The organism is Lysinibacillus sp. FSL K6-3209 (assembly GCF_037976175.1).
GTDB classification, from domain to species: domain Bacteria; phylum Bacillota; class Bacilli; order Bacillales_A; family Planococcaceae; genus Lysinibacillus; species Lysinibacillus sphaericus_D.
In genome coordinates, this window is record NZ_CP150264.1 from 3483432 (window position 1) to 3504348 (window position 20917).

Genomic DNA, 20917 nt, shown 5'->3' on the forward strand with positions numbered 1-20917 from the left:
CCATTTTGGGTTGCATGCTTGTGCCATATTTTCCGCTCTATATGATTTATCTGTTGGCGCTGATGCTAATACTTCATAATTGGGCTACATTCGATGTAGCATCTATCATAGGTTGAACCCCTGCCATCTTTTCTTCCCATTACATTGTTAGCGGGTTGCTGTTCGCTTCCTTTCCGCTCAATCCCTCTATCCATCCATCGTTCATCCAATGCATGTAATGTTCCTATTCCCAACGGCATTTATAAAAAAAGCCGTGAAGTACGCTTATTACAACGTATTTCACGGCTCTTTGTTTAATTATTTAACAACAATATTAACAAGCTTTCCTGGGATGACAATAATTTTCACCAAGTCTTTGCCCGCCATATATTCTTGTACTTTTTCATCGGCTAATGCTACTTTTTCAATTTCTTCTTTTGAAGCATCTTTTGCTACGATAATTTTTGCACGTACTTTACCTGCCACTTGAACAGCAACTTCCACTTCATCGTCCACTAGCTTAGACTCATCATACGATGGCCATTCTTCATAAGATAATGTATTTTCATGACCTAATAGTTGCCATAGCTCTTCAGCAATATGCGGAGCGATTGGTGCTAGCATTTTCACAAATCCTTCAGCATAGGCTGTTGGAAGTACTTCTGCTTTGTAGCAGTCATTAATAAATACCATCATTTGTGAAATAGCAGTATTGAAGCGAATACCTTCATAGTCTTCTGTCACTTTTTTCACTGTTTGGTGATATGATTTTTCTAAAAACGTATCATCTGAAGTTTGAACTTTTGCTGATAGCGTACCTTCTTCTTCGTTGACAAACAAACGCCAGATGCGGTCTAAGAAACGACGAGCTCCGTCCAAACCATTAGTAGACCATGCAACTGAAGCCTCTAATGGACCCATGAACATTTCATAAAGTCGTAGTGTATCTGCACCGTGTGACTCTATGATTTCATCAGGGTTCACGACATTGCCTTTTGATTTAGACATTTTTTCATTACCTTCACCAAGAATCATACCTTGGTTAAATAATTTTTGGAATGGCTCTTTTGTGTGCACTATCCCTAAATCGTATAGTACTTTATGCCAGAAGCGCGCGTATAGTAAATGCAATACGGCATGCTCTGCTCCACCAATATAAATATCAACTGGTAACCAACGTTTTAGCAACTCTGGATCAGCAATCGCTTCTTTGTTGTTAGGGTCAATATAACGTAGGAAGTACCAGCTAGAACCTGCCCATTGTGGCATTGTATTGGTTTCACGACGACCTTTTTTGCCTGTTTCAGGGTCTACAACATTTACCCAATCCGTAATATTCGCTAATGGTGATTCCCCTGTTCCAGATGGACGAATATTATCCGTTTTTGGAAGCATTAATGGTAACTCTGCTTCTGGCACTGGAGTTGTTGTACCATCTTCCCAATGGATCATTGGGATTGGCTCACCCCAATAACGTTGACGAGAGAATAACCAGTCACGAAGACGATAAGATATCTTTTTCTCCCCTACACCTTTTTCCTCTAACCATTCAATCGCCTTAGCAATACCATCTGCTTTATTTAAACCATCAAGGAAATCAGAGTTAATGTGTTGACCGTCACCTGTAAATGCTTCTTTGTCAATATCGCCACCTTCAAGCACAGCAACGATGTCTAAACCAAACTCTTTAGCAAATTCATAATCACGTTCGTCATGCGCAGGAACAGCCATAATCGCACCAGTTCCGTAAGTAGCTAACACATAATCAGCAATCCAAATCGGTACTTTTTTGCCGTTAATCGGATTTACCGCATAAGCGCCTGTAAATACGCCTGTTTTTTCTTTGGCTAAATCTGTACGCTCTAAGTCTGATTTCATTTTTACTTTTTCAAGATATGCATCGACAGCAGCTTGTTGTTCAGCTGTTGTAATTTCAGCCACTAGTTTGTGCTCTGGCGCAAGCACTGTATATGTTGCACCGAATAGTGTATCAGGGCGTGTTGTAAATACCGTAAAGTTTTTGTCCGATCCTTCAATGCTAAATGTTACTTCTGCACCCTCTGAACGGCCAATCCAATTACGTTGCATGTCTTTAATAGATTCTGGCCAATCTACATCTTCTAAATCGTCAATTAAACGATCCGCATACGCTGTAATTTTAAGCATCCATTGTTTCATTGGACGACGTTCTACTGGATGTCCGCCACGTTCAGACTTTCCATCAATCACTTCTTCATTCGCTAGCACTGTACCTAAAGCTGGGCACCAGTTTACCGCCACTTCATCTACATAAGCTAAGCCCTTTTTATATAATTGAATGAAAATCCATTGCGTCCATTTGTAGTATTCTGGATCTGTTGTGTTAATTTCACGATCCCAATCATAGCTAAAGCCTAACTCTTGAATTTGACGTTTAAATGTTGCAATATTTTTTGCTGTAAATTCTGCTGGGTCATTCCCAGTATCAAGTGCATATTGCTCGGCAGGTAATCCGAAGGCATCCCATCCCATCGGATGTAGAACATTAAAGCCTTGCATACGTTTGAAACGTGAAAGAATATCTGTTGCTGTATATCCTTCTGGATGCCCTACGTGAAGTCCCGCTCCTGATGGGTACGGGAACATATCAAGCGCATAAAATTTTGGTTTATCCGTTTCATTTTCTGTTTTGAATGTTTTGTTGACATCCCAATACTGTTGCCACTTTTTTTCAACTTGTTGATGATTAAAGCTCATTATTTTTCCTCCTTATATATGTGCAGTACCACTTATCGTAAGAATTGACAAAATATTTAAAAAATAAAAAAACTCGCCCCTTCCTTTGTCAGAAAGGGACGAGAGTATTCTTAACTCCCGCGGTACCACCCAAATTAGTGATTACACTCGGCTCAAGCTTCCTTAACGCGGAAATAACGGCAAACGTAACAATTACATATTACGTATGCAGACTCAGCAGGCGAGTTCAACTTGCATCCTTACTAGCTTCCACCAACCGCTAGCTCTCTAAAAAGAACCACAAATTTACTATTCCTCATCAATGTCTTTACATGTATTGCATTTATTCTAATGGAAAGTTCTGAAAAGCACAAGCATCTTTTTATGGTGCCTGACACGCACACAATTTCCACACAATTATTAAAAAAAATTTTTTATGATTATTTTCACCAACAATTTTTCATTTCAACCTTCTATGCAGATGAAAAATAAAAATAGTCATTACTTTCGTAACTCCCGTCTAATTGACGTTCTTTACATGCTTTTTTATGCTAAAGAAAAAAGCTAAAGGAGGCAATCGCGTGTGCCAAGAAAAAAACGGCTTTGGTCCCCAGATCATTATCATCATGTAGTAGTGCGCGGTAATAATCGTCAAACTATATTTCACAATGTTGCAGATTACGATGCTTTCTTTCGTGTATTGCAATATGCTTATCATAAATATTCGTTTAAGATTGTTACCTATTGCGTTATGTCTAACCACTATCACCTGCTGATTCGTTCACCCAAAGTACCACTAGGCAAAGTGATGGCCAATGTAAATTGGCGCTACAGCAATTACTTTAAAAAGAAGTATCACTATTGCGGTCATCTTTACGAAAGTCGATATTTTGCAGACCTTGTTCCCTCACAACTCGACATGCTTAGTGTTAGTCGCTATATTCACCGCAATCCTATCTCAACGTCTCCCCCTATGGTTGCTAAGATGGAGGACTACCCTTATAGCTCGTATTATTTCTACAAGCATGATATATCTTCAAACTACCCATTCTTTGATACAAGTATTCTCAAAAGTTATTTACTTCAAACCTCACAAGCTCAATCACTATCCTATTGTCAGTATTGCGAGGAACATGAAGGCAAATCATTTAATGTAGCACCCCTATAGAAAAGCTCCACACGACAATCCATCGTGTGGAGCTTCACTCTTCAAAAACTATCAATTGTCAGAATCTTTTCCGTGCCTGTCACTCGAAAAGTCAGCGCATTCATGGAAGGCGAAATGTTTACAACCAAGGCATTTATTCATATCTAAATGTGTCAATGCTCGATTTATAGCTTCTCCTGTATGTTCAAAAAAATGCTCTTGTCCAATTTGAGCATATAATCCATTACGCATGAGCGCTGCTTTTAAGTCCTCTTGTATACCCGTGACGAAGACCTTGCCACCACGCTTTGTAAAATTCTCCACAATATTGCTAAAATAAGACTCACCTGTGGAGTCCATAAATGGCACTTTCCCCATACGTAAAATCAGGACGCTTGGTTGCTCTTGCATAGAATGCAGTAATGTCTCTTCAAACGTTTGCGCTGCACCAAAAAACAGTGGACCCTCAATCGTATAAATACTAATTTGTGGGCAATCATGCTTTTGATTGACAACATAAGGTTGTACCTTTCCATTCTTTTTTGTATGGTCTGGTAATACTTTATCTATAACCAACTTCTCACTCATTCGTTTAGCAAACAACACAACGGCTAAGCCAAGACCTACTTCAACAGCAATCGTTAGGCTAGCGAAAACAGTAAGCAAAAATGTAATGATTAATACAAGTGAATCGCCAGATTTCGCTTTTACAATATGAGCAAAATGTTTTTGTTCACTCATATTCCACGCAACGACCATTAGTACTGGTGCCATACTTGCTAACGGAATATGCGAAGCAAAGGGCGCTAATAACAATAACGTGACTAATACAAAAACACCATGAATAATACCTGACATTGGTGATGCAGCACCCGTTTTAATATTGGTTGCCGTACGTGCAATCGCCCCAGTAGCAGGAATCCCTCCGAATAAAGGTGTAATAATATTCGCTATACCCTGTCCTACAAGCTCACGATTACTATTATGTTTAGTATTGGTCATACCGTCAGCAACAACTGCTGATAAAAGCGACTCAATCCCGCCCAAAATGGCAATCACAAAGGCAGGTCCAATCAATAATTGTAATCGTTCCAAGGTAATTTCTGGTATAGAAAACTTTGGTAACGTATTAGGGATTTGACCATAAGCCGTAGCAATTGTTGCAACTTGTCCTGAAAAAAAGAAGGTAGCGACAAGGGTAGAAACAACAATGCCTACTAATGCGCCAGGTACTTTTGGGAAAAATTTAGGTGTTAAAAGAATAATTACAAGACAAATAATCGCTATGAAAATACTATAATAATTGATTGTTCCTATATGCACGAACAACTCTTTCATATTTGAGATAAAATATTCATGACGTGTAATATTTGTTAAACCTAAAAAATTAGCTATTTGCCCAGTAAAAATGATAACCGCAATACCCGCAGTAAAGCCTATCGTTACTGGGCGTGGAATAAATTTTATAAGAGTACCTAGCTTGAAAATGCCCATTAAACATAGCAGCACTCCCGCCATTAACCCCGCAATTAATAAATTTTCATAGCCATACGATAAGACAATGCCTAAAAGAATTGGCACAAAAGCGCCTGTTGGTCCACCGATTTGGAATTTTGAACCTCCAAATAGCGAAATAAGTATGCCCGCAATACACGCTGTATAGATCCCATATTCCGGTTTTACACCGGAAGCAATGGCAAAAGACATAGCCAGTGGAATTGCAACAATCCCAACAATTATGCCAGATAATAAGTCCTTTTTAAAATGATCAACTGAATACCCTTCAAACCGACCTGTAAACAGTGATTTCATACAATAATCTTCCCTTCGAAATAATTAAGTTTTTCGAATCCAGTTTAGTAAGGGGTGGTAAATGTATTACATCCCCTACATTATCTCTTCGTCATTTTCACTGACGGTCATTTCTTCTAATCTTGAAATTGTATGAATTAAATGGTTGTCAAAGATATCTTTTGCAACACGTAACAATTCAACAATCATTGGATCACTTAAAGAATAGTAAACTTTTTTCCCTTCTTTTGTACCATAAACAATATTTTTTGCCCGTAAAACACTTAACTGTTGCGAAACTGCCGAGCCCTCTTTTTCTAGGCAACTTTGAATCTCATTCACACTTTTCTTGCCATCGACCAATAATTCAAGAATTCTTATCCGTAACGGGTGTGCTAAGGCTTTAAAAAAATCGGCTTTAAACTGTTGTAAGCCTTCTTCCACGTTAATCCCTCCACATCATTCATTTTCACATATTCAAATATTTGAATATGTATGATTGTATCCTTTTGCGTCAACTATTTCAATCTAAAAAAATAAAAAAGCGAATGCTATAACATTCGCTTTAAAGTAAATTGACTTTAATTTTCAGAATTGTTTGCGTGCCTGCCACCCACGGTCATAAATCAGACATGGGAAAATGCCTAGTAATACAATAACTACTAAAATTGAAACAAGGGCTATCATACCAAACTGATCGACCATAATACCGCCGAACAATGGACCAATCATACGACCTGTTGTAGCCGCACTATTTATAATACCTTGGTAAAAACCTTCGCGTCCCTTTGGTGCAAGCTGATTCGCAATGGTCGGTAAAGCTGGTGTATAAAACATTTCCCCAAATGTTAATACGACCATTGCAGCAGCAAACATTTTAAAATCTTCGGCAAATGCTACAATACCAAACGAAGCTGCAATAAGCGTAATGCCAAATACTAATTGACGCTTAAGTTGATGTTCCCAACGGCGCACAAGCGGTGCGATTAGTGGTTGCCCAACAACAATAAGGAGCCCATTAATCGTCCAAAGTAAACTATATTGTTTTAACCCTAAGCCCAAATCTTGCGTATAGGATGAAATGGTTGCACTCCATTGCGAATAGGCAAGCCAGCATAACACGGAAGATGAACTTAAAATTAATAAGGCATAAAATGGTGCCTTATTTGTAATACGTTTACTTTCACTTACTACATTTTTCAATGCAATACTTTCCGCATCTATTCCTCTAAATGTAATCAATGCGATAAAGAAAAATAAAATATACATCGCTAAATTAACGACAAAAACATAATCAAATTGATAATCTGCCACAATCCCAGCTAATGCCGGCCCTACAGCAACACCTAAATTTTGCGCTAAATAAATCGCATTAAATGCTTTACGACCACCCTCAGGCCAAGCCGCTCCCGCTAACGCAAACATCCCTGGAAATACAATGCCTCCACTAAATCCAAGAATGGTTAAAAACCACACATAATGTGGCCAGCCATGCCAGATTGTTAATCCTATTAACGAAGCAACGGTCAATAAAATGCCTAGCATAATCGATTTATAGCCACCAATTCTATCAAATAAAAATCCACCTAATAGATTGCCTAATACACCTGCAGCCGAATTCAACATTAAAACAAAGCCAGCCATTGCAAGTGATTTCCCTAAATAATCATGCATGTAAATGGCATTTAAAGGCCATAAAAAAGAGTTGCCCGTCGTGTTCACAAGCATACCGATAATTAAAAACCAAACACTTTTTGGCATATCCTTGACCCCCATTATTTCGTTTCTCTAAATAGCTAGTTTATGATGAAAAATAAAAAAGTACAAGGAAAATAAATTTACCCTTTGTTCACAAAAAATTTCTTAAATAAACAGTTTTTTCGTCCTTTATGCGTTCGTTATAACAGCCAACAGTTCTGTCCCTTTACCACGGAAATAAATTGTTTATTCAATAAATAAAGCGGCATAACATTTGTCTCTGCATATTTAAATTCTTACTCCATGACGGAACCTTACGCACATGATAAAATATAATGTTAGAGGAGTGAAATACATGACAGAAACAAACTTTCCTTTTCCCACAGAGGGGAAAAGATACTATACATGGAATCGCTATTTACGTGACCACTTCGGTCATAAAGTATTTAAAGTAGCACTCGATGCAGGTTTTGATTGCCCGAACCGAGATGGAACAGTCGCTTTCGGAGGTTGTACATTTTGTAGTGCTGCAGGGTCAGGTGATTTTGCTGGTAATAAAGTTGATCCTATTGATGTGCAATTTGCAGAAATTCGTGACAAAATGCATCAAAAATGGAAAGATGGCAAGTATATGGCTTACTTCCAAGCATATACAAATACCCATGCACCACTTCCCGTTTTAAAGGAAAAATTTGAGGCTGCGTTAGCACAAGAAGGTGTAGTCGGACTGTCCATTGCCACACGCCCAGATTGCCTACCTGATGATGTTGTTGAATATTTAGCAGAACTAAATGAACGCACCTATTTATGGATTGAGCTAGGCCTACAAACCGTCCATGAAAAAACGGCAAACCTCATTAATCGTGCACATGATTACGCAACCTATGTAGAAGGTGTTGAAAAGCTGCGTAAACATGGGATTCGTGTATGCTCACATATTATCAATGGCCTTCCACTTGAAGATTATGACATGATGATGGAAACGGCACGTGCAGTTGCTAAACTGGATGTCCAAGGCATTAAAATCCATTTACTTCATTTATTAAAAGGGACGCCAATGGTTAAACAATATGAAAAAGGCATGCTAGAATTTTTAGATCAAGATGTCTATACAAAACTAGTTGCAGACCAGTTAGAAATTTTACCACCGCAAATGGTCATCCATCGTATTACAGGTGATGGACCAATTGATTTAATGATTGGTCCAATGTGGAGTGTCAATAAGTGGGAAGTATTGAATGGCATTGATGCAGAGTTAGAACGTCGGGGCAGTTGGCAAGGTAAATTTTATAATGCCGAGGTCACAAAATGAAGCTTCAACGCGTCTTACAATATGCACAGCAATTATTAATAGAGTCAATACAAGAAGGCGATACTGTTGTCGATGCTACGGCTGGAAACGGCCATGATACATTATTTTTAGCTCAACTTGTTGGTGATAACGGACAAGTTTATGCCTTTGACGTGCAAAAAAATGCAGTCGATGCTACTTTGCACCGTCTGCTAGACAATGCCTTAGAACACCGTGCCTTTGTGTTACATACGGGGCACGAAAATATAGCCAAGCATGTTCAAAAACCAGTTGCGGCTGCTATATTCAATCTTGGCTATTTACCTGGCAGTGACCATGATATCGTAACAAAACCAAATACAACGATTCTAGCAATTCAAGATTTATTACAACTGCTAAAAATCGGTGGATTAATTGTCCTTGTCATTTACCATGGGCATCCAGGCGGCAAAGAAGAACGTGACGCAGTCATCAACTATGTTAGTCAGTTACCACAAAAATATATCCATGTGTTAAAATACGAATTTTTAAACCAACAAAACGATCCACCATTTGTCATTGCATTAGAAAAAATGAAAGACTTCCCGGTGCCAGTCACGCAAACAATTCTGAACGCACAAGCAGCCGGTTGCGACGGCAATTAAAATAAAAAATCCTCTCATAATGAGAGGACTTTTTTTATACATTATTTATTTTTGCGTTTATCATTGTAATCAACCCAGAAATCCGCACCTTTAATTCCTAGTTTACGAGGATCAAACACAGGGTCTTTGCCTTCTTTTTTCTGTTTCTCGTAATCTTTTAATGCGAGAATCGCAGGCTTCATAATAATTAAAATGGCAATAACGTTAATCCATACCATTAATCCTAAGCCAACGTCACCCATTGCCCATGCAAGGTCAGATGTACGAATCGTTCCAAAAAATGTTGCAATTAAAAAGGCGATTTTAGCTATCCAAATGAAAATCTTTTCGGTTTGCCCTGAGAATAAATAGGCCACATTCGTCTCTGCTATATAGTAGTACGCCATAATTGTCGTAAATGCGAAGAAGAATAAAGCGATTGCTACAAAGCTTGAGCCAATGCCTGGCAATGAAGATTCCACTGCCCATTGTGTATACGCAGCACCTTCTTTAATACTTTTCGCAAAGGTAATTTGCTCCTCACCCGTAAGGCCATTTTCATTAAATTCACCAACGTAAATAAACGGATCTGTACCTTCCGCAGCTTTCTCATTCTGTACATTATACATACCTGTAAATAAGATCATAAATGCTGTAGCCGAACAAACTAATAATGTATCAATGTACACAGATGCCGCTTGCACAATACCTTGTTTAGCAGGGTGTGAAACTTCAGCTGCCGCCGCTGGATGCGCACCAGTTCCTTGACCCGCTTCGTTGGAATAAATACCACGCTTAACCCCCCAAGCGATTGCTGAACCAATAATCCCCCCAAATACTTCTTGTGCACCAAAAGCACTTGAAAAAATCAGCGAAAATACAGCAGGTACTTCTGAAATATTCATAAAAATAATAACGATTGCCATTAGAATATAAGCTAAAGCCATGAATGGGACAACTACTTGTGCAACATTTGCAATGGATTTAACCCCACCGATAATAATAGCACCTAATAATACAACAATAATAATTCCTGTAATCCAAGATTCCATTCCAAAAGCGTTTTCAACGGCACCTGCTATTGCATTTGATTGAACGCCAGGCATTAGTATCAACATGGCTATTAACGCTGCAATCGCAAAAATAATTGCAAACCACTTCTGCCCCATCCCTTTTTCAATATAAAAGGCTGGACCACCACGATATTCTGTTTCTTTCTCTTCTTTGTATATTTGCGCTAATGTTGACTCCACATAAGCTGTCGCTGCACCGATGAAGGCAATTGCCCACATCCAAAAAATAGCACCAGGTCCCCCCATTGCAATGGCAGTTGCTGTACCAGCAATGTTCCCTGTACCAACGCGCCCAGATAATGCAATCGACATTGCTTGAAAGGAAGAAATTCCCTTTTCTGATTTTTCCCCTTTAAACATTAAGACAAACATGTCCTTAATATGTCTTATTTGTAGGAACCGTGTAATAATTGAAAAGAATAAACCGATTAATAAAATACCATAAATAAACCACGGCCCCCATAAAATACTGTTCAGAAAACTAACAATACTTTCCATCTTACCCCTCCCAAAATATGAATATTCGTTCTTTAAGACATTATAGTATTACATTTTTCTGAAAATTACAACATTATTTTTAAGTTACTATACATCTTATTCAACAATATTTTTCGGAGGGGAAACATTCTATCGAATTATATAACCAATTCTACGCAAAGCATTATTAATAAAATCACGGATATAGAAAAAAATCTCATCTCTCTCTATTTCATGGAACAGATTATGGTAGCATTTTGCCCATTCTTTAAATTGGAATTCTGCAAACTCCTGCTGGTGTAACCAATTACGTGTTTGTCTAGTTTCTGTAATGCTATCTCTTTCTCCAGTCATAATAAGCATAGGGGTATTTGGAAACTCTGCTTTCGGCATAATCACTAAATTGCGCATCATCTGTTGTAACTCACGATACCATTTTACTGAGATGACAGACATAAAAGGAAACTCGTCCTTCATTTCATCTCTACCTTCGACACTACGTGATAACTTGTCGAAAGTAATATCATGTGTCATCTTAACACTTGCCGTCAAAGCACTTAAGCTCGTTAATGCATTCGATAATTTTCCAGGCTGTAAGTTCAATTGCAGCCAAGGTGAGGTCAAGACAATTCCTGCACATTCATATTTTCTCTTATGCATTGTATGCAGTATTAACGTTGCTCCTAGTCCATGCCCTATTAAAAATACTGGCAAATTATATGAAAAGGCATTTTCAATTAAATGCCTAGTATACTTGTTGTATTCTTTAAAGTCCTCATCATGGACACGTGATAGTTTCGCATTTGCCCCATGATTCGGTAAATCGCCCATGACTACGTGGAAGCCTTCCATTCTAAGTTTTTCAATCAGCCATGCGTACCAACGGTGGTTTTCATATGCACCGTGAACAATAGCAATCACAGCCTTCGCTTGTCCATCAGCTTCCCATTTCCACATTCACATAGTCCTCCTAAATAATTAGTTACACAATAATTATAACGAAATATTCGTACCATTATAAAATTATATTTGCATAAAATTGCGTATTTGATACGATAATACTACATCAAAGAAAGAAAAGAGGCGATTAGCATGATTTATCCTTTTAAAGACAAAACACCTACAATCGATCCATCAGTTTTTATTGCTGACTATGCAACCGTTACTGGAGACGTAACGATTGGAGCAGAGACAACAATATGGTTTAATACAGTGATTCGAGGCGATGTATCCCCTACAATTATTGGTAAACGAGTAAGCATCCAAGATCTTTGTTGTCTACATCAAAGTCCAAAATATCCATTAATAATCGAAGATGAAGTAACAGTTGGACACCAAGTAACCTTACATAGCTGTACAATTCGAAAAAATGCCTTAATTGGTATGGGATCAATTGTGTTAGATGGGGCAGAGATAGGAGAAGGTGCATTTATCGGTGCGGGTAGTCTTGTCCCTCCAGGTAAAGTCATACCTCCCAATTGTTTAGCATTAGGACGTCCAGCGAAAGTTGTACGTGAATTAAATGCTGAAGATAAAGAAGATATGGAACGTATCGTTAGAGAATACGCGGAAAAAGGACAATATTACAAATCTCTTCAAAAATAATGGTTGCTCAATTCGGGCACATTGCCCCATAGTTGTAGGTGTTTAAATACGAAACAACTCTTTATGAAATAAATTCGCAATTTTCTTCCAACCGCCTTCAGTACATCTTGTATGCTAGACGTACGGGAAGAAAGCGAATTTTTTCAATCACTTACGTAAAGTTCGCTTAAGTCTTTCACTTGATTAGAGAGCACTAGTTGCCTTCACAATTTAAATAGAAGGTGCATTTCTCCCCGACCTAGTAGCAGTAAGAAGAAATGTGAAAGGCAAGATAAAAAGGGGCCACTAGCTAGCCCCTTTCAATAAAACATTTACGTTTGTTCATTACCAAATCGAATGTTCTTGATAAAACAGATTATAAACTCGCTTTTTCTCTTAGTGCATCTGCCTTGTCCGTATTTTCCCAAGGTACATTTAAATCTGTACGGCCAAAGTGACCGTATGCAGCCGTTTGTTTATAAATTGGACGACGTAAATCAAGCATTTTAATGATGCCTGCTGGACGTAGATCGAAAAGTTCGCGAACCCATTTTACGATTTCACTTTCACTTACTCGTCCTGTACCAAACGTATCAACGGCAATCGATACCGGTTGCGCTACACCGATAGCATAAGCAAGCTGTACTTCTGCACGTTCTGCTAAACCAGCTGCAACAATATTTTTCGCTACATAACGAGCTGCATAGGCTGCTGAACGGTCCACTTTCGTAGCATCCTTACCAGAGAATGCACCACCACCATGACGTGCATAACCACCGTATGTATCAACGATGATTTTACGACCAGTAAGTCCAGCATCTCCTTTTGGACCACCAATAACAAAACGACCAGTTGGGTTGATGAAGTATTTAGTCTGTGCATCTAATAACTCACTAGGAACTACTGGAGCAATTACTAATGCTTTTAAATCTGCTTGAATTTGTTCAAGTGTTGCTTCTTCATCATGCTGAGTTGAAATAACGATCGTATCAACACGAACAGGGACATTGTTTTCATCATACTCAATTGTTACTTGCGTTTTACCATCTGGACGTAAATATGCTAATTCACCTGATTTACGTACTTCTGTTAAACGACGAGCCAATTTATGCGCTAAACTAATTGGTAAAGGCATTAATTCAGGTGTTTCATTACATGCATAACCGAACATTAATCCTTGGTCACCTGCACCAATCGCTTCAATATCCGCATCTGTCATTGAACCTTCACGCGCTTCTAATGCTTGGTCTACACCTTGGGCAATATCAGGTGATTGCTCTCCGATTGCGACTAGTACAGCTAAGTTTTCAGCATCAAAGCCATACTTGCCTCGTGTATAGCCGATTTCTGCTACTGTATCACGCACAATGCCTTTAATATCTACATAAGTAGAAGTAGTAATTTCTCCTGCTACTAATACTAAGCCTGTTGTGACTGTTGTTTCACACGCTACACGGGCATTAGGATCTTCTGTTAAAATGGCATCTAAAATAGCATCCGAGATTTGATCACAAATTTTATCGGGATGTCCTTCTGTTACACTCTCTGATGTAAACAATCGACGGTTTGTCATTTGGTTTTCCTCCTATTACTCTTACAAATAGTATTTGCGAAATTAATACGGTACTCATTACCCATGTCAAGTCCGCTCCTAAAGGATTGAACTCTCAAGCCGTTGTTGCTTTTAACATGAGGATTTCGAAAGATCCGTCATTATAATAAGGAAAGAATTGCACATACTTACCTTTACATTCATTTTAAAAATAAAAAAAATCCTTTTCTCACGTGTACTTAACATGAGGAAAGGAATAATGACTGCGTAACCTTTCACTCTTATCGTTCAAGGGGTATCCCCTTGCATCAGGTTGGCACCAACGCATGTCGTGAAATAGTTCATGCAGGTTGCCGGGTTTCACAGGGCCTGACCCTCCACCAGCTCGGGATAAGAGTATCCGTTCAATTCCTCATCTTACGGAAAAGGTAGAACAATGTCAATTATTTTATGTCGTTTTGTTGAAAAGTATTTAAAACTCGAAAATAATTTTTGAATTAGTATAGATTATTAAAGCAATTGTGTTATACTATTTTTGAAATTAAGAAAAACTCCCTCAAACTCAAGGGAATACTATAAAAAAGGATGGTATTTAATCGATGAATTCAGTAGAAATTGCAAACGAACTGAAGGAATTATTAAACGGCGGGAACATTAACGTTCAACTTTCAGTACCACAATTAGCTGAAAAAGCTACATCTCGTGGTGAGGCAATGTTAACAGTAGATGGCGCAGTTCGTGCAGAAACTGGCAAATACACTGGTCGTTCACCTAAAGATAAATATACGGTAGAAGAAGAAAGCACAAAAGATAAAATTGACTGGGGTAAAGTAAACCAACCAATTTCTTCTGAAGTGTTCGATAACTTATATGTAAAAGTAGTTAAATACTTAAAAGAACGTGACGAATTATTTGTATTTAAAGGTTTTGCAGGTGCTGACAAAGATTCACAATTAAGTATTCAAGTAATCAATGAATATGCTTGGCACAATCTTTTCGCCCATCAATTATTTATCCGTCCAACTGAAGAAGAATTAGCTTCTCACGTTGCTGATTTCACAATTATTTCAGCTCCTAACTTTAAAGCAGATCCAGCTGTTGATGGTACAGCTTCTGAAACATTCATCATTGTATCACTTGAAAAGAAAATCATCCTAATCGGTGGTACTGAATATGCTGGTGAAATTAAAAAATCTATTTTCGGTATTATGAACTACCTTTTACCGCAACAAGGTATCCTATCAATGCACTGTTCAGCAAACGTTGGAGAAGCTGGTGATGTAGCATTATTCTTCGGTTTATCTGGTACTGGTAAAACGACTTTATCGGCTGATCCTGACCGCAAATTAATCGGTGACGATGAGCACGGTTGGTCTGACAACGGCGTATTTAACATTGAGGGCGGTTGCTACGCAAAAACAATTAACCTTTCTGCTGAAAAAGAACCTGAAATCTACAACGCAATCCGCTTCGGTTCTGTACTAGAGAACGTAGCTGTAGATCCTGAAACTCGTGTTTGCGATTACGATGATGGTTCATTAACAGAAAATACACGTGTTGCTTATCCAATCCAATATATCGAAAATATCGTTGATCCATCTGTTGCAGGTCACCCAAAAACAATCGTTTTCTTAACTGCTGATGCTTTTGGTGTTTTACCTCCAATCAGTAAATTAACAAAAGAACAAGCAATGTATCACTTCCTAAGTGGTTTCACATCTAAACTTGCAGGTACTGAACGTGGTGTAACAGAGCCAGAACCAGTATTCTCTACATGTTTCGGTTCTCCATTCCTTCCACTTCCAGCAACTGTGTATGCAGAAATGTTAGGTCAAAAAATCGATGAGCATGGCGCACAAGTATTCCTTGTAAACACTGGTTGGACTGGTGGCGAATACGGTACAGGTAGCCGTATGAAGCTTTCTTATACTCGTTCAATGGTACGTGCTGCTATCGACGGAAAACTAAACAACGTTGAAACAATTCAAGACGCTGTATTTGGCTTACACATCCCTACAGCGGTTGAAGGTGTACCATCAGAAGTACTGAACCCACGCGATGCTTGGTCAGATAAAGCTGCTTACGATGTGAAAGCTGCTGAACTTGCTGGTCTATTCAACGACAACTTCAAGAAATTCTCAAATGTTTCTGAAGCAATCACTAAACTTGGTGGTCCATTAAAATAATGCATACAAAAAGGGAACGATGTATTCGTTCCCTTTTTTTAGTGTCTTTTTTTAGTGCCAGGCACTCAAACAATTTTCACTGTTTCTTCATCCACTCACATAATGCACGAACCATTTCACGATTTTGTGCTGGTGGATATTGGTGGGCAAAACGTTGATCATACCAAGTTTCATACACCTTATTGGCATCTTCTAAGTAAAATGCTAACTGCCTTGCATGCTCAATATCTACATTTTCATCCCGATAGCCGTGGATAATTAGCACTGGGGCTGTAATCTTTTCGACTTGAAATAAAGGTGTGCGTGCATCATAGGCTTCTGGTACACGATTAGGTGTCCCACCAATAATCCGTTTCATCATACGACGCATATCGGTTCGCTCCCAGTATGTAGCAGTGGCATCCGAAACGCCTGCCCAAGTCACAACGGATGTAATATCCTTCCGTAAAATGGCCGTCCAGAGCGCCATAATACCTCCACGTGAAAAACCAAACACATGGATATGATCGTTGCAAAATTGTTTTAGCACATCTACTCCATGCACTGCATCAAAACGATCTTGACCTGCAAACTCATCACGGCCTTCTCCACCTCTATTCCCCCGATAATAAGGGGCAAACACGATAAAACCTTGGGCTGCAAATTGTGCAACACGTGCTGGTCTTACCATGCCGATACTTTGCATACCTCCACGCAAATATAAAAAACCGTCATATGTACCTTCTGCTTTAGGCTCTGCTAGCAAGCCTTTGACACGTAGTCCAAGGGATAGATACGTAATTTCTGTTAATCGAATAGCTGGATTCGGTGAAGGATATGGACGTTTTTCAACTATTTCACCATTGATTGTCAAAACGCTTCAGCTCCTCTAGCATTTTTTGCATGCCTTCATCTTTCATATGGAAGCTTAAATTTGGATGGTTTGCAAACTCTTCATCAGTTAACCACACCATACCCGAAGTTTCCAAATCAAAATCTATCTTCTCCTGACTGGCAAATTCCGCAGTGAAGACTGTTTTACAAAACAAGAGTTCACCGTGGACAGCATATTCTGCAAACCATTGAAGATTTTTCACATGCACACCCGTCTCTTCAAATACTTCCCGAACAGCAGCTTGCTCTAATGTTTCGCCTGATTCTACCTTCCCTCCTGGCACTTCCACGCCACGACGCTTATGAATCGTACATAGCCATTTCTGTTCATGTTTTAAAAAGACAAGGACATGCTTTGGTTCAACTTGAAACTCCCCTCTTGTAAAGCTTAAATCCACTTGAAATCCATTCAAATCTTGAAATGAAAACATGCCATTCAACTCCTCGTATTATATTGTCACGAATGTATTCATTATGTTATTCGTCTTATTATTTCATGTACTGTGAGGAATCAATCACAAGAAAATAGTGGCATTCGTCATTCGTCATATTGATAAATCTATGCGCTGTATCTGCTTCAAAAAAAAGAGAATCGCCTGCTTCTAATTCTTCAGAAAAAGCACCATGCCCCAATTCAACTCGTAACTTTCCGCTTTTAACAAAAATATACTCTTTTACGCCTGCTTTATGCGCGGGAAATATGCCTGATTCTTTGTTTGGTGGAATAATATTTAACACAAACTCAATACCTCTTGATGGAACGGAAGGTGATAATAAATGTCGTTGAAAACCAGATTTTTCGTCAACATAAATGGGTCGTTCATCTTTTCTTATGACGACAACCTCCCTTTTTTCCTGCTGATCTAATAAAGCTGAAAGTGTCGTATTTAAAGCTTCTGCAATTTGACAAGCTACTTGTATCGTTGGATTTTTTTCCTCTCTTTCAATTTGAGATAGCATCGAGGCACTCACATTACTTGCGGCTGAAAGCTCCTGTAATGTCATTTTGTTTTTCTTCCTCATTACATTTACTTGCTTTCCAAATCCCATGAATAAAGCTCCTTTCACTACTTTGTTCGCCTACTATTATTTTTACTATAGTGAAATGCAATTAAAAACTTATCTTCGTTAGCCCTTCTACTATGATATTGTACATTATCAATCACAATCAACCTAGAAGATGTTTGAATCATTTCATGCAAGATAAGATATTTACACTTTAGTGAAAATAAAATATACTATAGTGAATAATCAAGTATAGGAGTGTTGTTTTATGTTAAAAGTCGTATTAGCACTATTCCCTCTTGTTAGTATTTTGTTTATGATTTTTATTTTAAAGAAATCTTCTATTTTCACTGGCATTTTTGCTTGCCTACTTACAACAGTTATTGCTACTTCTCCTGTTTTTCACCTAAACATCGCATTACTGCCTAAACCTTTTATCAACAGTTTTCTTATAACATTGCCAGTTACCTATGTTTTATTTTTTGGAATATTATTATATCATCTAATGGAAAAATCAGGGTCCATCCAAAAAATAGCTTCTTCTATTGCCACCTCTACTGATAATCGGATTGACCAAGTATTATTATTAGCCTTGGGGCTCTCTCCTTTAATTGAATCCGTTAGCGGCTTTGGTCTAGCAGTCATTGTTATTGCACCTATTTTAATGGCTCTAGGTTTCAATTCCTTACAATCTTCCTTCATTGCATTAATTAGTTTATGTATCATACCTTGGGGCACGTTAGCAATGGGGACAATTATTGGTGCATCATTAGGAAACATTCCTTTAGAAGATTTAGGTGTTGGAAGCGCTCTGATGTGCATTCCTATTTATATTTACTTTGCCTTCTTAGTTACATACATAGGCGTCGGAAAAGAAGCAATGCAAAAGAAAAAATGGGGGATACTATCGATGGGATTAGTTTTAGGTTTAAGCGTGTGGATTTGTAATCGGTTCATCAGTGTGGAACTTGCAGGAGTAGTGGGCTCTTTAACGATGATGGCGGCTATTTTTATTATGATTTCTTTGCAAAATAGAAACAAACAATATTATTCTAATATCTTTTTAAAAAATATTTCTCCTTATTTGTTGTTAATCGCTCTATTAATCGCATCAAGAACTATTAATCCGATTAAAGATTTTTTAACGAGCCTGCTTACCGTAACGATTGCGTCTTATCAATTCCAATTATCGTTTCTTTATTCGCCTGGATTTTTTCTCTTTATTGTTTGTCTCTTTACTTGTACGCTCTTCCGTTTAAGTAAGGCATCCATTTTCGATAGTATCAAATTAACAATCAATAAATGTTATCCTGTATTGCTAACAACTTTTTTATATATTGTGGTTTCCGAAATGATGGCAGAGGCCGAGATGATTCAGCTACTATCCGTAACTGCTGCAAACACATTTGGTTCATACTTTGTATTCATAACACCTTTAATTGGCGCAACAGGTGGTTTTTTAACTGGCAGTAATACTGCGTCCAATACTATGTTTATTCGACTACAAACAGAAACTGCTACGCACATAGGTCTGTCACCTACTATACTTGCTTGCATTCAAAATGTTAGTTCTTCGTTCATGACAATGGTCAACCCATCTAGAGTGGCATTAAGTTGTTCAGTTTGTAAAATACATTCATTTGAAAATATTATTCAAAGAAAAATGGCGCTAGTTGGACTTAGTACACTTGCTATTATTTTTCTAGAAATTATTTTTCTATCACGCTTCCACTAGCATAATGTTATACAGGTTATGCAAATATAAAAAATGTCTAGCCAATAGCTAGACACGTTTATTGAAATAGGGAAGTTGTTCTACAAATTGCTTTGTATCATCATCCCCATACTCATGTATAAGTGCATAAATTTTCTTCAAACGTAAATCTAACTCATCATTTTCTCGATCCAAATGGTATTGCAAATAAGGCAATTGTGCGCGCCAACCGTTTGCAATTTCTAATAGTTGCATTTGCTGAAATATTTTTTCAAAAACATCTAACGCTTGTCGGTCTACATTAAGTTCGAAATTCCATTGCCCTTCGTAAGGATTTGTATAATACGTTTTATGGGCAAGTGAAAAATAAACACGTTGACGATCCATAGATAACACTCCTTTTTCCATAGTATGGTGGTTCAGTGCTTATTTTATTCGCTGGAATGTCAAACTTCCTTCACAACTAAGTTAGTGCTTCTAATTTATAATAGATATAACGAACAAGAACGGAGTGAATACAATGAGTTTAACCTCGCTAATCACGGTTGCAATCATTATCGTGATATTAGTAACAGTCGCAACCATTCTAAGTGTAAATCGTGCCTATGCTTTTAAACATACGGTCGATGAAAAACCGAAACAAAATTTTCAGCAGCATGACGAGTAGTTCAAATTCAACCCTTTTATAGCAATATCACTTATAATAACAATATCAAATAGAATTTGGAGTGAAAACAATGGGTGTTCCTTTACCAATAATCATTATGATTGCGATGATGATGCTAATGTTTGGTGTTTCCGTAATCGTTATCCTGAAGAAAAAAGGTGACTTTTTTACACAAACAATCGATGCAAAGCCAAAACAAAACAATCCACATCACAAGGATGGACAAGCATGAAATATCCCTTTATATGGCTCATTCAGTTATACAGAAAATTTATCTCACCAATGACGCCACCATCGTGCCGCTTCTATCCAACATGCTCTTCTTATGGTCTAGAAGCTTTGCAAAAGCATGGCGCTATTAAAGGTCTAATTTTGACCGTCATACGTATTTTAAAATGCCAACCACTTCACCCTGGTGGCTTTGATCCTGTGCCAGATAAATGGCCTTCGAAAAAGAAATAATTTTCGAAGGTCATTTTTTCTTGTACTTTTATCCGATGTGCGTTATTATAGAAACTGTTAAAAAAACAAATCGTAATCAT

The 20917-nt window shown here is 38.0% G+C and carries 21 protein-coding genes, 1 riboswitch and 1 other annotated feature; of the genes, 9 read left to right on the plus strand and 12 right to left on the minus strand.

Annotation, left to right across the window (positions count from 1 at the left end):
• Positions 1 to 65: 65 nt before the first annotated feature.
• Positions 66 to 233 (minus strand): hypothetical protein, encoded by a 168-nt coding sequence (locus MHH88_RS16925; protein ID WP_339259575.1) that lies wholly within the window; start codon positions 231 to 233, stop codon positions 66 to 68.
• A gap of 64 nt (positions 234 to 297) precedes the next feature.
• Positions 298 to 2715 carry a leucine--tRNA ligase gene (gene leuS / locus MHH88_RS16930; RefSeq protein WP_339259577.1) on the minus strand — a complete coding sequence of 806 codons (2418 nt, stop codon included), beginning with the start codon at positions 2713 to 2715 and terminating at the stop codon, positions 298 to 300.
• 91 nt (positions 2716 to 2806) lie between these two features.
• Positions 2807 to 3026 (minus strand) — a binding site (T-box leader).
• A gap of 251 nt (positions 3027 to 3277) precedes the next feature.
• Here leuS and MHH88_RS16935 point away from each other — a divergent pair.
• A complete protein-coding gene (locus MHH88_RS16935) occupies positions 3278 to 3862 on the plus strand; it encodes a transposase (RefSeq protein WP_339259579.1) in 585 nt (194 codons plus the stop codon).
• Between the two features lie 51 nt (positions 3863 to 3913).
• On the opposite strand, the gene sulP is transcribed toward MHH88_RS16935, so the two are convergent.
• From sulP to MHH88_RS16950, 3 genes are all read right to left on the minus strand, one after another.
• Positions 3914 to 5653, minus strand: a complete 1740-nt coding sequence (gene sulP, locus MHH88_RS16940; protein WP_339259581.1) for a sulfate permease — start codon at positions 5651 to 5653, stop codon at positions 3914 to 3916.
• 75 nt (positions 5654 to 5728) lie between these two features.
• The gene (locus MHH88_RS16945) at positions 5729 to 6076 is read right to left on the minus strand and encodes a metalloregulator ArsR/SmtB family transcription factor (RefSeq protein WP_069513889.1); all 348 of its coding nucleotides are present in this window, start codon (positions 6074 to 6076) and stop codon (positions 5729 to 5731) included.
• A 144-nt stretch (positions 6077 to 6220) separates the two neighbouring features.
• Complete coding sequence (locus MHH88_RS16950; RefSeq protein WP_103976060.1) at positions 6221 to 7393, minus strand: MFS transporter; 1173 nt, start codon at positions 7391 to 7393, stop codon at positions 6221 to 6223.
• A gap of 292 nt (positions 7394 to 7685) precedes the next feature.
• On the opposite strand from MHH88_RS16950, the gene MHH88_RS16955 reads away from it, so the two are divergent.
• A complete protein-coding gene (locus tag MHH88_RS16955) occupies positions 7686 to 8642 on the plus strand; it encodes a TIGR01212 family radical SAM protein (protein ID WP_069513893.1) in 957 nt (318 codons plus the stop codon).
• Complete coding sequence (locus MHH88_RS16960; protein ID WP_339259583.1) at positions 8639 to 9265, plus strand: class I SAM-dependent methyltransferase; 627 nt, start codon at positions 8639 to 8641, stop codon at positions 9263 to 9265. The genes MHH88_RS16955 and MHH88_RS16960 overlap by 4 nt, the downstream gene beginning before the upstream one ends.
• Before the next feature lie 41 nt (positions 9266 to 9306).
• Here MHH88_RS16960 and MHH88_RS16965 read toward each other — a convergent pair whose 3' ends face one another.
• Together MHH88_RS16965 and MHH88_RS16970 are read right to left on the minus strand one after the other, a co-directional pair.
• On the minus strand, positions 9307 to 10815 hold the full coding sequence (locus tag MHH88_RS16965; RefSeq protein ID WP_339259585.1) for an alanine/glycine:cation symporter family protein: 1509 nt from the start codon (positions 10813 to 10815) through the stop codon (positions 9307 to 9309).
• A 129-nt stretch (positions 10816 to 10944) separates the two neighbouring features.
• The gene (locus MHH88_RS16970) at positions 10945 to 11751 is read right to left on the minus strand and encodes an alpha/beta hydrolase (protein ID WP_069513902.1); all 807 of its coding nucleotides are present in this window, start codon (positions 11749 to 11751) and stop codon (positions 10945 to 10947) included.
• Between the two features lie 135 nt (positions 11752 to 11886).
• Here MHH88_RS16970 and MHH88_RS16975 point away from each other — a divergent pair, with 135 nt between their 5' ends.
• Positions 11887 to 12399 (plus strand): gamma carbonic anhydrase family protein, encoded by a 513-nt coding sequence (locus MHH88_RS16975; RefSeq protein ID WP_024363704.1) that lies wholly within the window; start codon positions 11887 to 11889, stop codon positions 12397 to 12399.
• Positions 12400 to 12754: 355 nt separating this feature from the next.
• Here the strand turns inward: MHH88_RS16975 and metK are convergent, their stop codons facing one another.
• A complete protein-coding gene (metK, locus tag MHH88_RS16980) occupies positions 12755 to 13951 on the minus strand; it encodes a methionine adenosyltransferase (RefSeq protein ID WP_025220354.1) in 1197 nt (398 codons plus the stop codon).
• 257 nt (positions 13952 to 14208) lie between these two features.
• Positions 14209 to 14327, minus strand: a riboswitch (SAM riboswitch).
• A 202-nt stretch (positions 14328 to 14529) separates the two neighbouring features.
• Between metK and pckA the strand changes: the two genes are divergently transcribed.
• Positions 14530 to 16116 carry a phosphoenolpyruvate carboxykinase (ATP) gene (pckA, locus tag MHH88_RS16985; RefSeq protein ID WP_339259589.1) on the plus strand — a complete coding sequence of 529 codons (1587 nt, stop codon included), beginning with the start codon at positions 14530 to 14532 and terminating at the stop codon, positions 16114 to 16116.
• 76 nt (positions 16117 to 16192) lie between these two features.
• Here pckA and MHH88_RS16990 read toward each other — a convergent pair whose 3' ends face one another.
• Genes MHH88_RS16990 through MHH88_RS17000 form a run of 3 tightly spaced genes read right to left on the minus strand, consistent with a single transcriptional unit; the run spans position 16193 to position 18039 of the window.
• Positions 16193 to 16969, minus strand: coding sequence for a prolyl oligopeptidase family serine peptidase (locus MHH88_RS16990; RefSeq protein WP_069513908.1), 777 nt, complete (start codon positions 16967 to 16969; stop codon positions 16193 to 16195).
• A complete protein-coding gene (locus tag MHH88_RS16995; protein WP_339259591.1) occupies positions 16953 to 17420 on the minus strand; it encodes an NUDIX domain-containing protein in 468 nt (155 codons plus the stop codon). Before MHH88_RS16995 ends, MHH88_RS16990 begins: the two co-directional genes overlap by 17 nt.
• 58 nt (positions 17421 to 17478) lie before the next feature.
• Positions 17479 to 18039, minus strand: a complete 561-nt coding sequence (locus MHH88_RS17000) for an XRE family transcriptional regulator (RefSeq protein ID WP_024363699.1) — start codon at positions 18037 to 18039, stop codon at positions 17479 to 17481.
• A 223-nt stretch (positions 18040 to 18262) separates the two neighbouring features.
• Between MHH88_RS17000 and MHH88_RS17005 the strand changes: the two genes are divergently transcribed.
• Entirely contained in the window at positions 18263 to 19729 is a 1467-nt protein-coding gene (locus tag MHH88_RS17005) for an L-lactate permease (protein ID WP_339259594.1), read from the plus strand.
• A 48-nt stretch (positions 19730 to 19777) separates the two neighbouring features.
• On the opposite strand, the gene MHH88_RS17010 is transcribed toward MHH88_RS17005, so the two are convergent.
• Positions 19778 to 20095 carry a hypothetical protein gene (locus MHH88_RS17010; protein WP_024363697.1) on the minus strand — a complete coding sequence of 106 codons (318 nt, stop codon included), beginning with the start codon at positions 20093 to 20095 and terminating at the stop codon, positions 19778 to 19780.
• Positions 20096 to 20228: 133 nt separating this feature from the next.
• On the opposite strand from MHH88_RS17010, the gene ytzI reads away from it, so the two are divergent.
• The 3 genes from ytzI (at position 20229) to yidD (ending at position 20837) form a co-directional block, all read left to right on the plus strand.
• The gene (gene ytzI, locus MHH88_RS17015) at positions 20229 to 20375 is read left to right on the plus strand and encodes a YtzI protein (protein ID WP_103976058.1); all 147 of its coding nucleotides are present in this window, start codon (positions 20229 to 20231) and stop codon (positions 20373 to 20375) included.
• Between the two features lie 70 nt (positions 20376 to 20445).
• A complete protein-coding gene (locus MHH88_RS17020; RefSeq protein WP_339259597.1) occupies positions 20446 to 20607 on the plus strand; it encodes a hypothetical protein in 162 nt (53 codons plus the stop codon).
• Positions 20604 to 20837 carry a membrane protein insertion efficiency factor YidD gene (yidD, locus tag MHH88_RS17025; RefSeq protein WP_339259599.1) on the plus strand — a complete coding sequence of 78 codons (234 nt, stop codon included), beginning with the start codon at positions 20604 to 20606 and terminating at the stop codon, positions 20835 to 20837. Before MHH88_RS17020 ends, yidD begins: the two co-directional genes overlap by 4 nt.
• Positions 20838 to 20917 lie beyond the last annotated feature (80 nt).

Coding starts and splice junctions, on each gene's coding strand:
- leuS (WP_339259577.1), bottom strand. CDS start 2,715: ATGAGCTTTAATCATCAACAAGTTGAAAAAAAGTGGCAACAGTATTGG.
- sulP (WP_339259581.1), bottom strand. CDS start 5,653: ATGAAATCACTGTTTACAGGTCGGTTTGAAGGGTATTCAGTTGATCAT.
- MHH88_RS16950 (WP_103976060.1), bottom strand. CDS start 7,393: ATGCCAAAAAGTGTTTGGTTTTTAATTATCGGTATGCTTGTGAACACG.
- MHH88_RS16955 (WP_069513893.1), top strand. CDS start 7,686: ATGACAGAAACAAACTTTCCTTTTCCCACAGAGGGGAAAAGATACTAT.
- MHH88_RS16960 (WP_339259583.1), top strand. CDS start 8,639: ATGAAGCTTCAACGCGTCTTACAATATGCACAGCAATTATTAATAGAG.
- MHH88_RS16965 (WP_339259585.1), bottom strand. CDS start 10,815: ATGGAAAGTATTGTTAGTTTTCTGAACAGTATTTTATGGGGGCCGTGG.
- MHH88_RS16970 (WP_069513902.1), bottom strand. CDS start 11,751: ATGTGGAAATGGGAAGCTGATGGACAAGCGAAGGCTGTGATTGCTATT.
- MHH88_RS16975 (WP_024363704.1), top strand. CDS start 11,887: ATGATTTATCCTTTTAAAGACAAAACACCTACAATCGATCCATCAGTT.
- metK (WP_025220354.1), bottom strand. CDS start 13,951: ATGACAAACCGTCGATTGTTTACATCAGAGAGTGTAACAGAAGGACAT.
- pckA (WP_339259589.1), top strand. CDS start 14,530: ATGAATTCAGTAGAAATTGCAAACGAACTGAAGGAATTATTAAACGGC.
- MHH88_RS16995 (WP_339259591.1), bottom strand. CDS start 17,420: ATGTTTTCATTTCAAGATTTGAATGGATTTCAAGTGGATTTAAGCTTT.
- MHH88_RS17000 (WP_024363699.1), bottom strand. CDS start 18,039: ATGGGATTTGGAAAGCAAGTAAATGTAATGAGGAAGAAAAACAAAATG.
- MHH88_RS17005 (WP_339259594.1), top strand. CDS start 18,263: ATGTTAAAAGTCGTATTAGCACTATTCCCTCTTGTTAGTATTTTGTTT.
- MHH88_RS17010 (WP_024363697.1), bottom strand. CDS start 20,095: ATGGATCGTCAACGTGTTTATTTTTCACTTGCCCATAAAACGTATTAT.
- ytzI (WP_103976058.1), top strand. CDS start 20,229: ATGAGTTTAACCTCGCTAATCACGGTTGCAATCATTATCGTGATATTA.
- MHH88_RS17020 (WP_339259597.1), top strand. CDS start 20,446: ATGGGTGTTCCTTTACCAATAATCATTATGATTGCGATGATGATGCTA.
- yidD (WP_339259599.1), top strand. CDS start 20,604: ATGAAATATCCCTTTATATGGCTCATTCAGTTATACAGAAAATTTATC.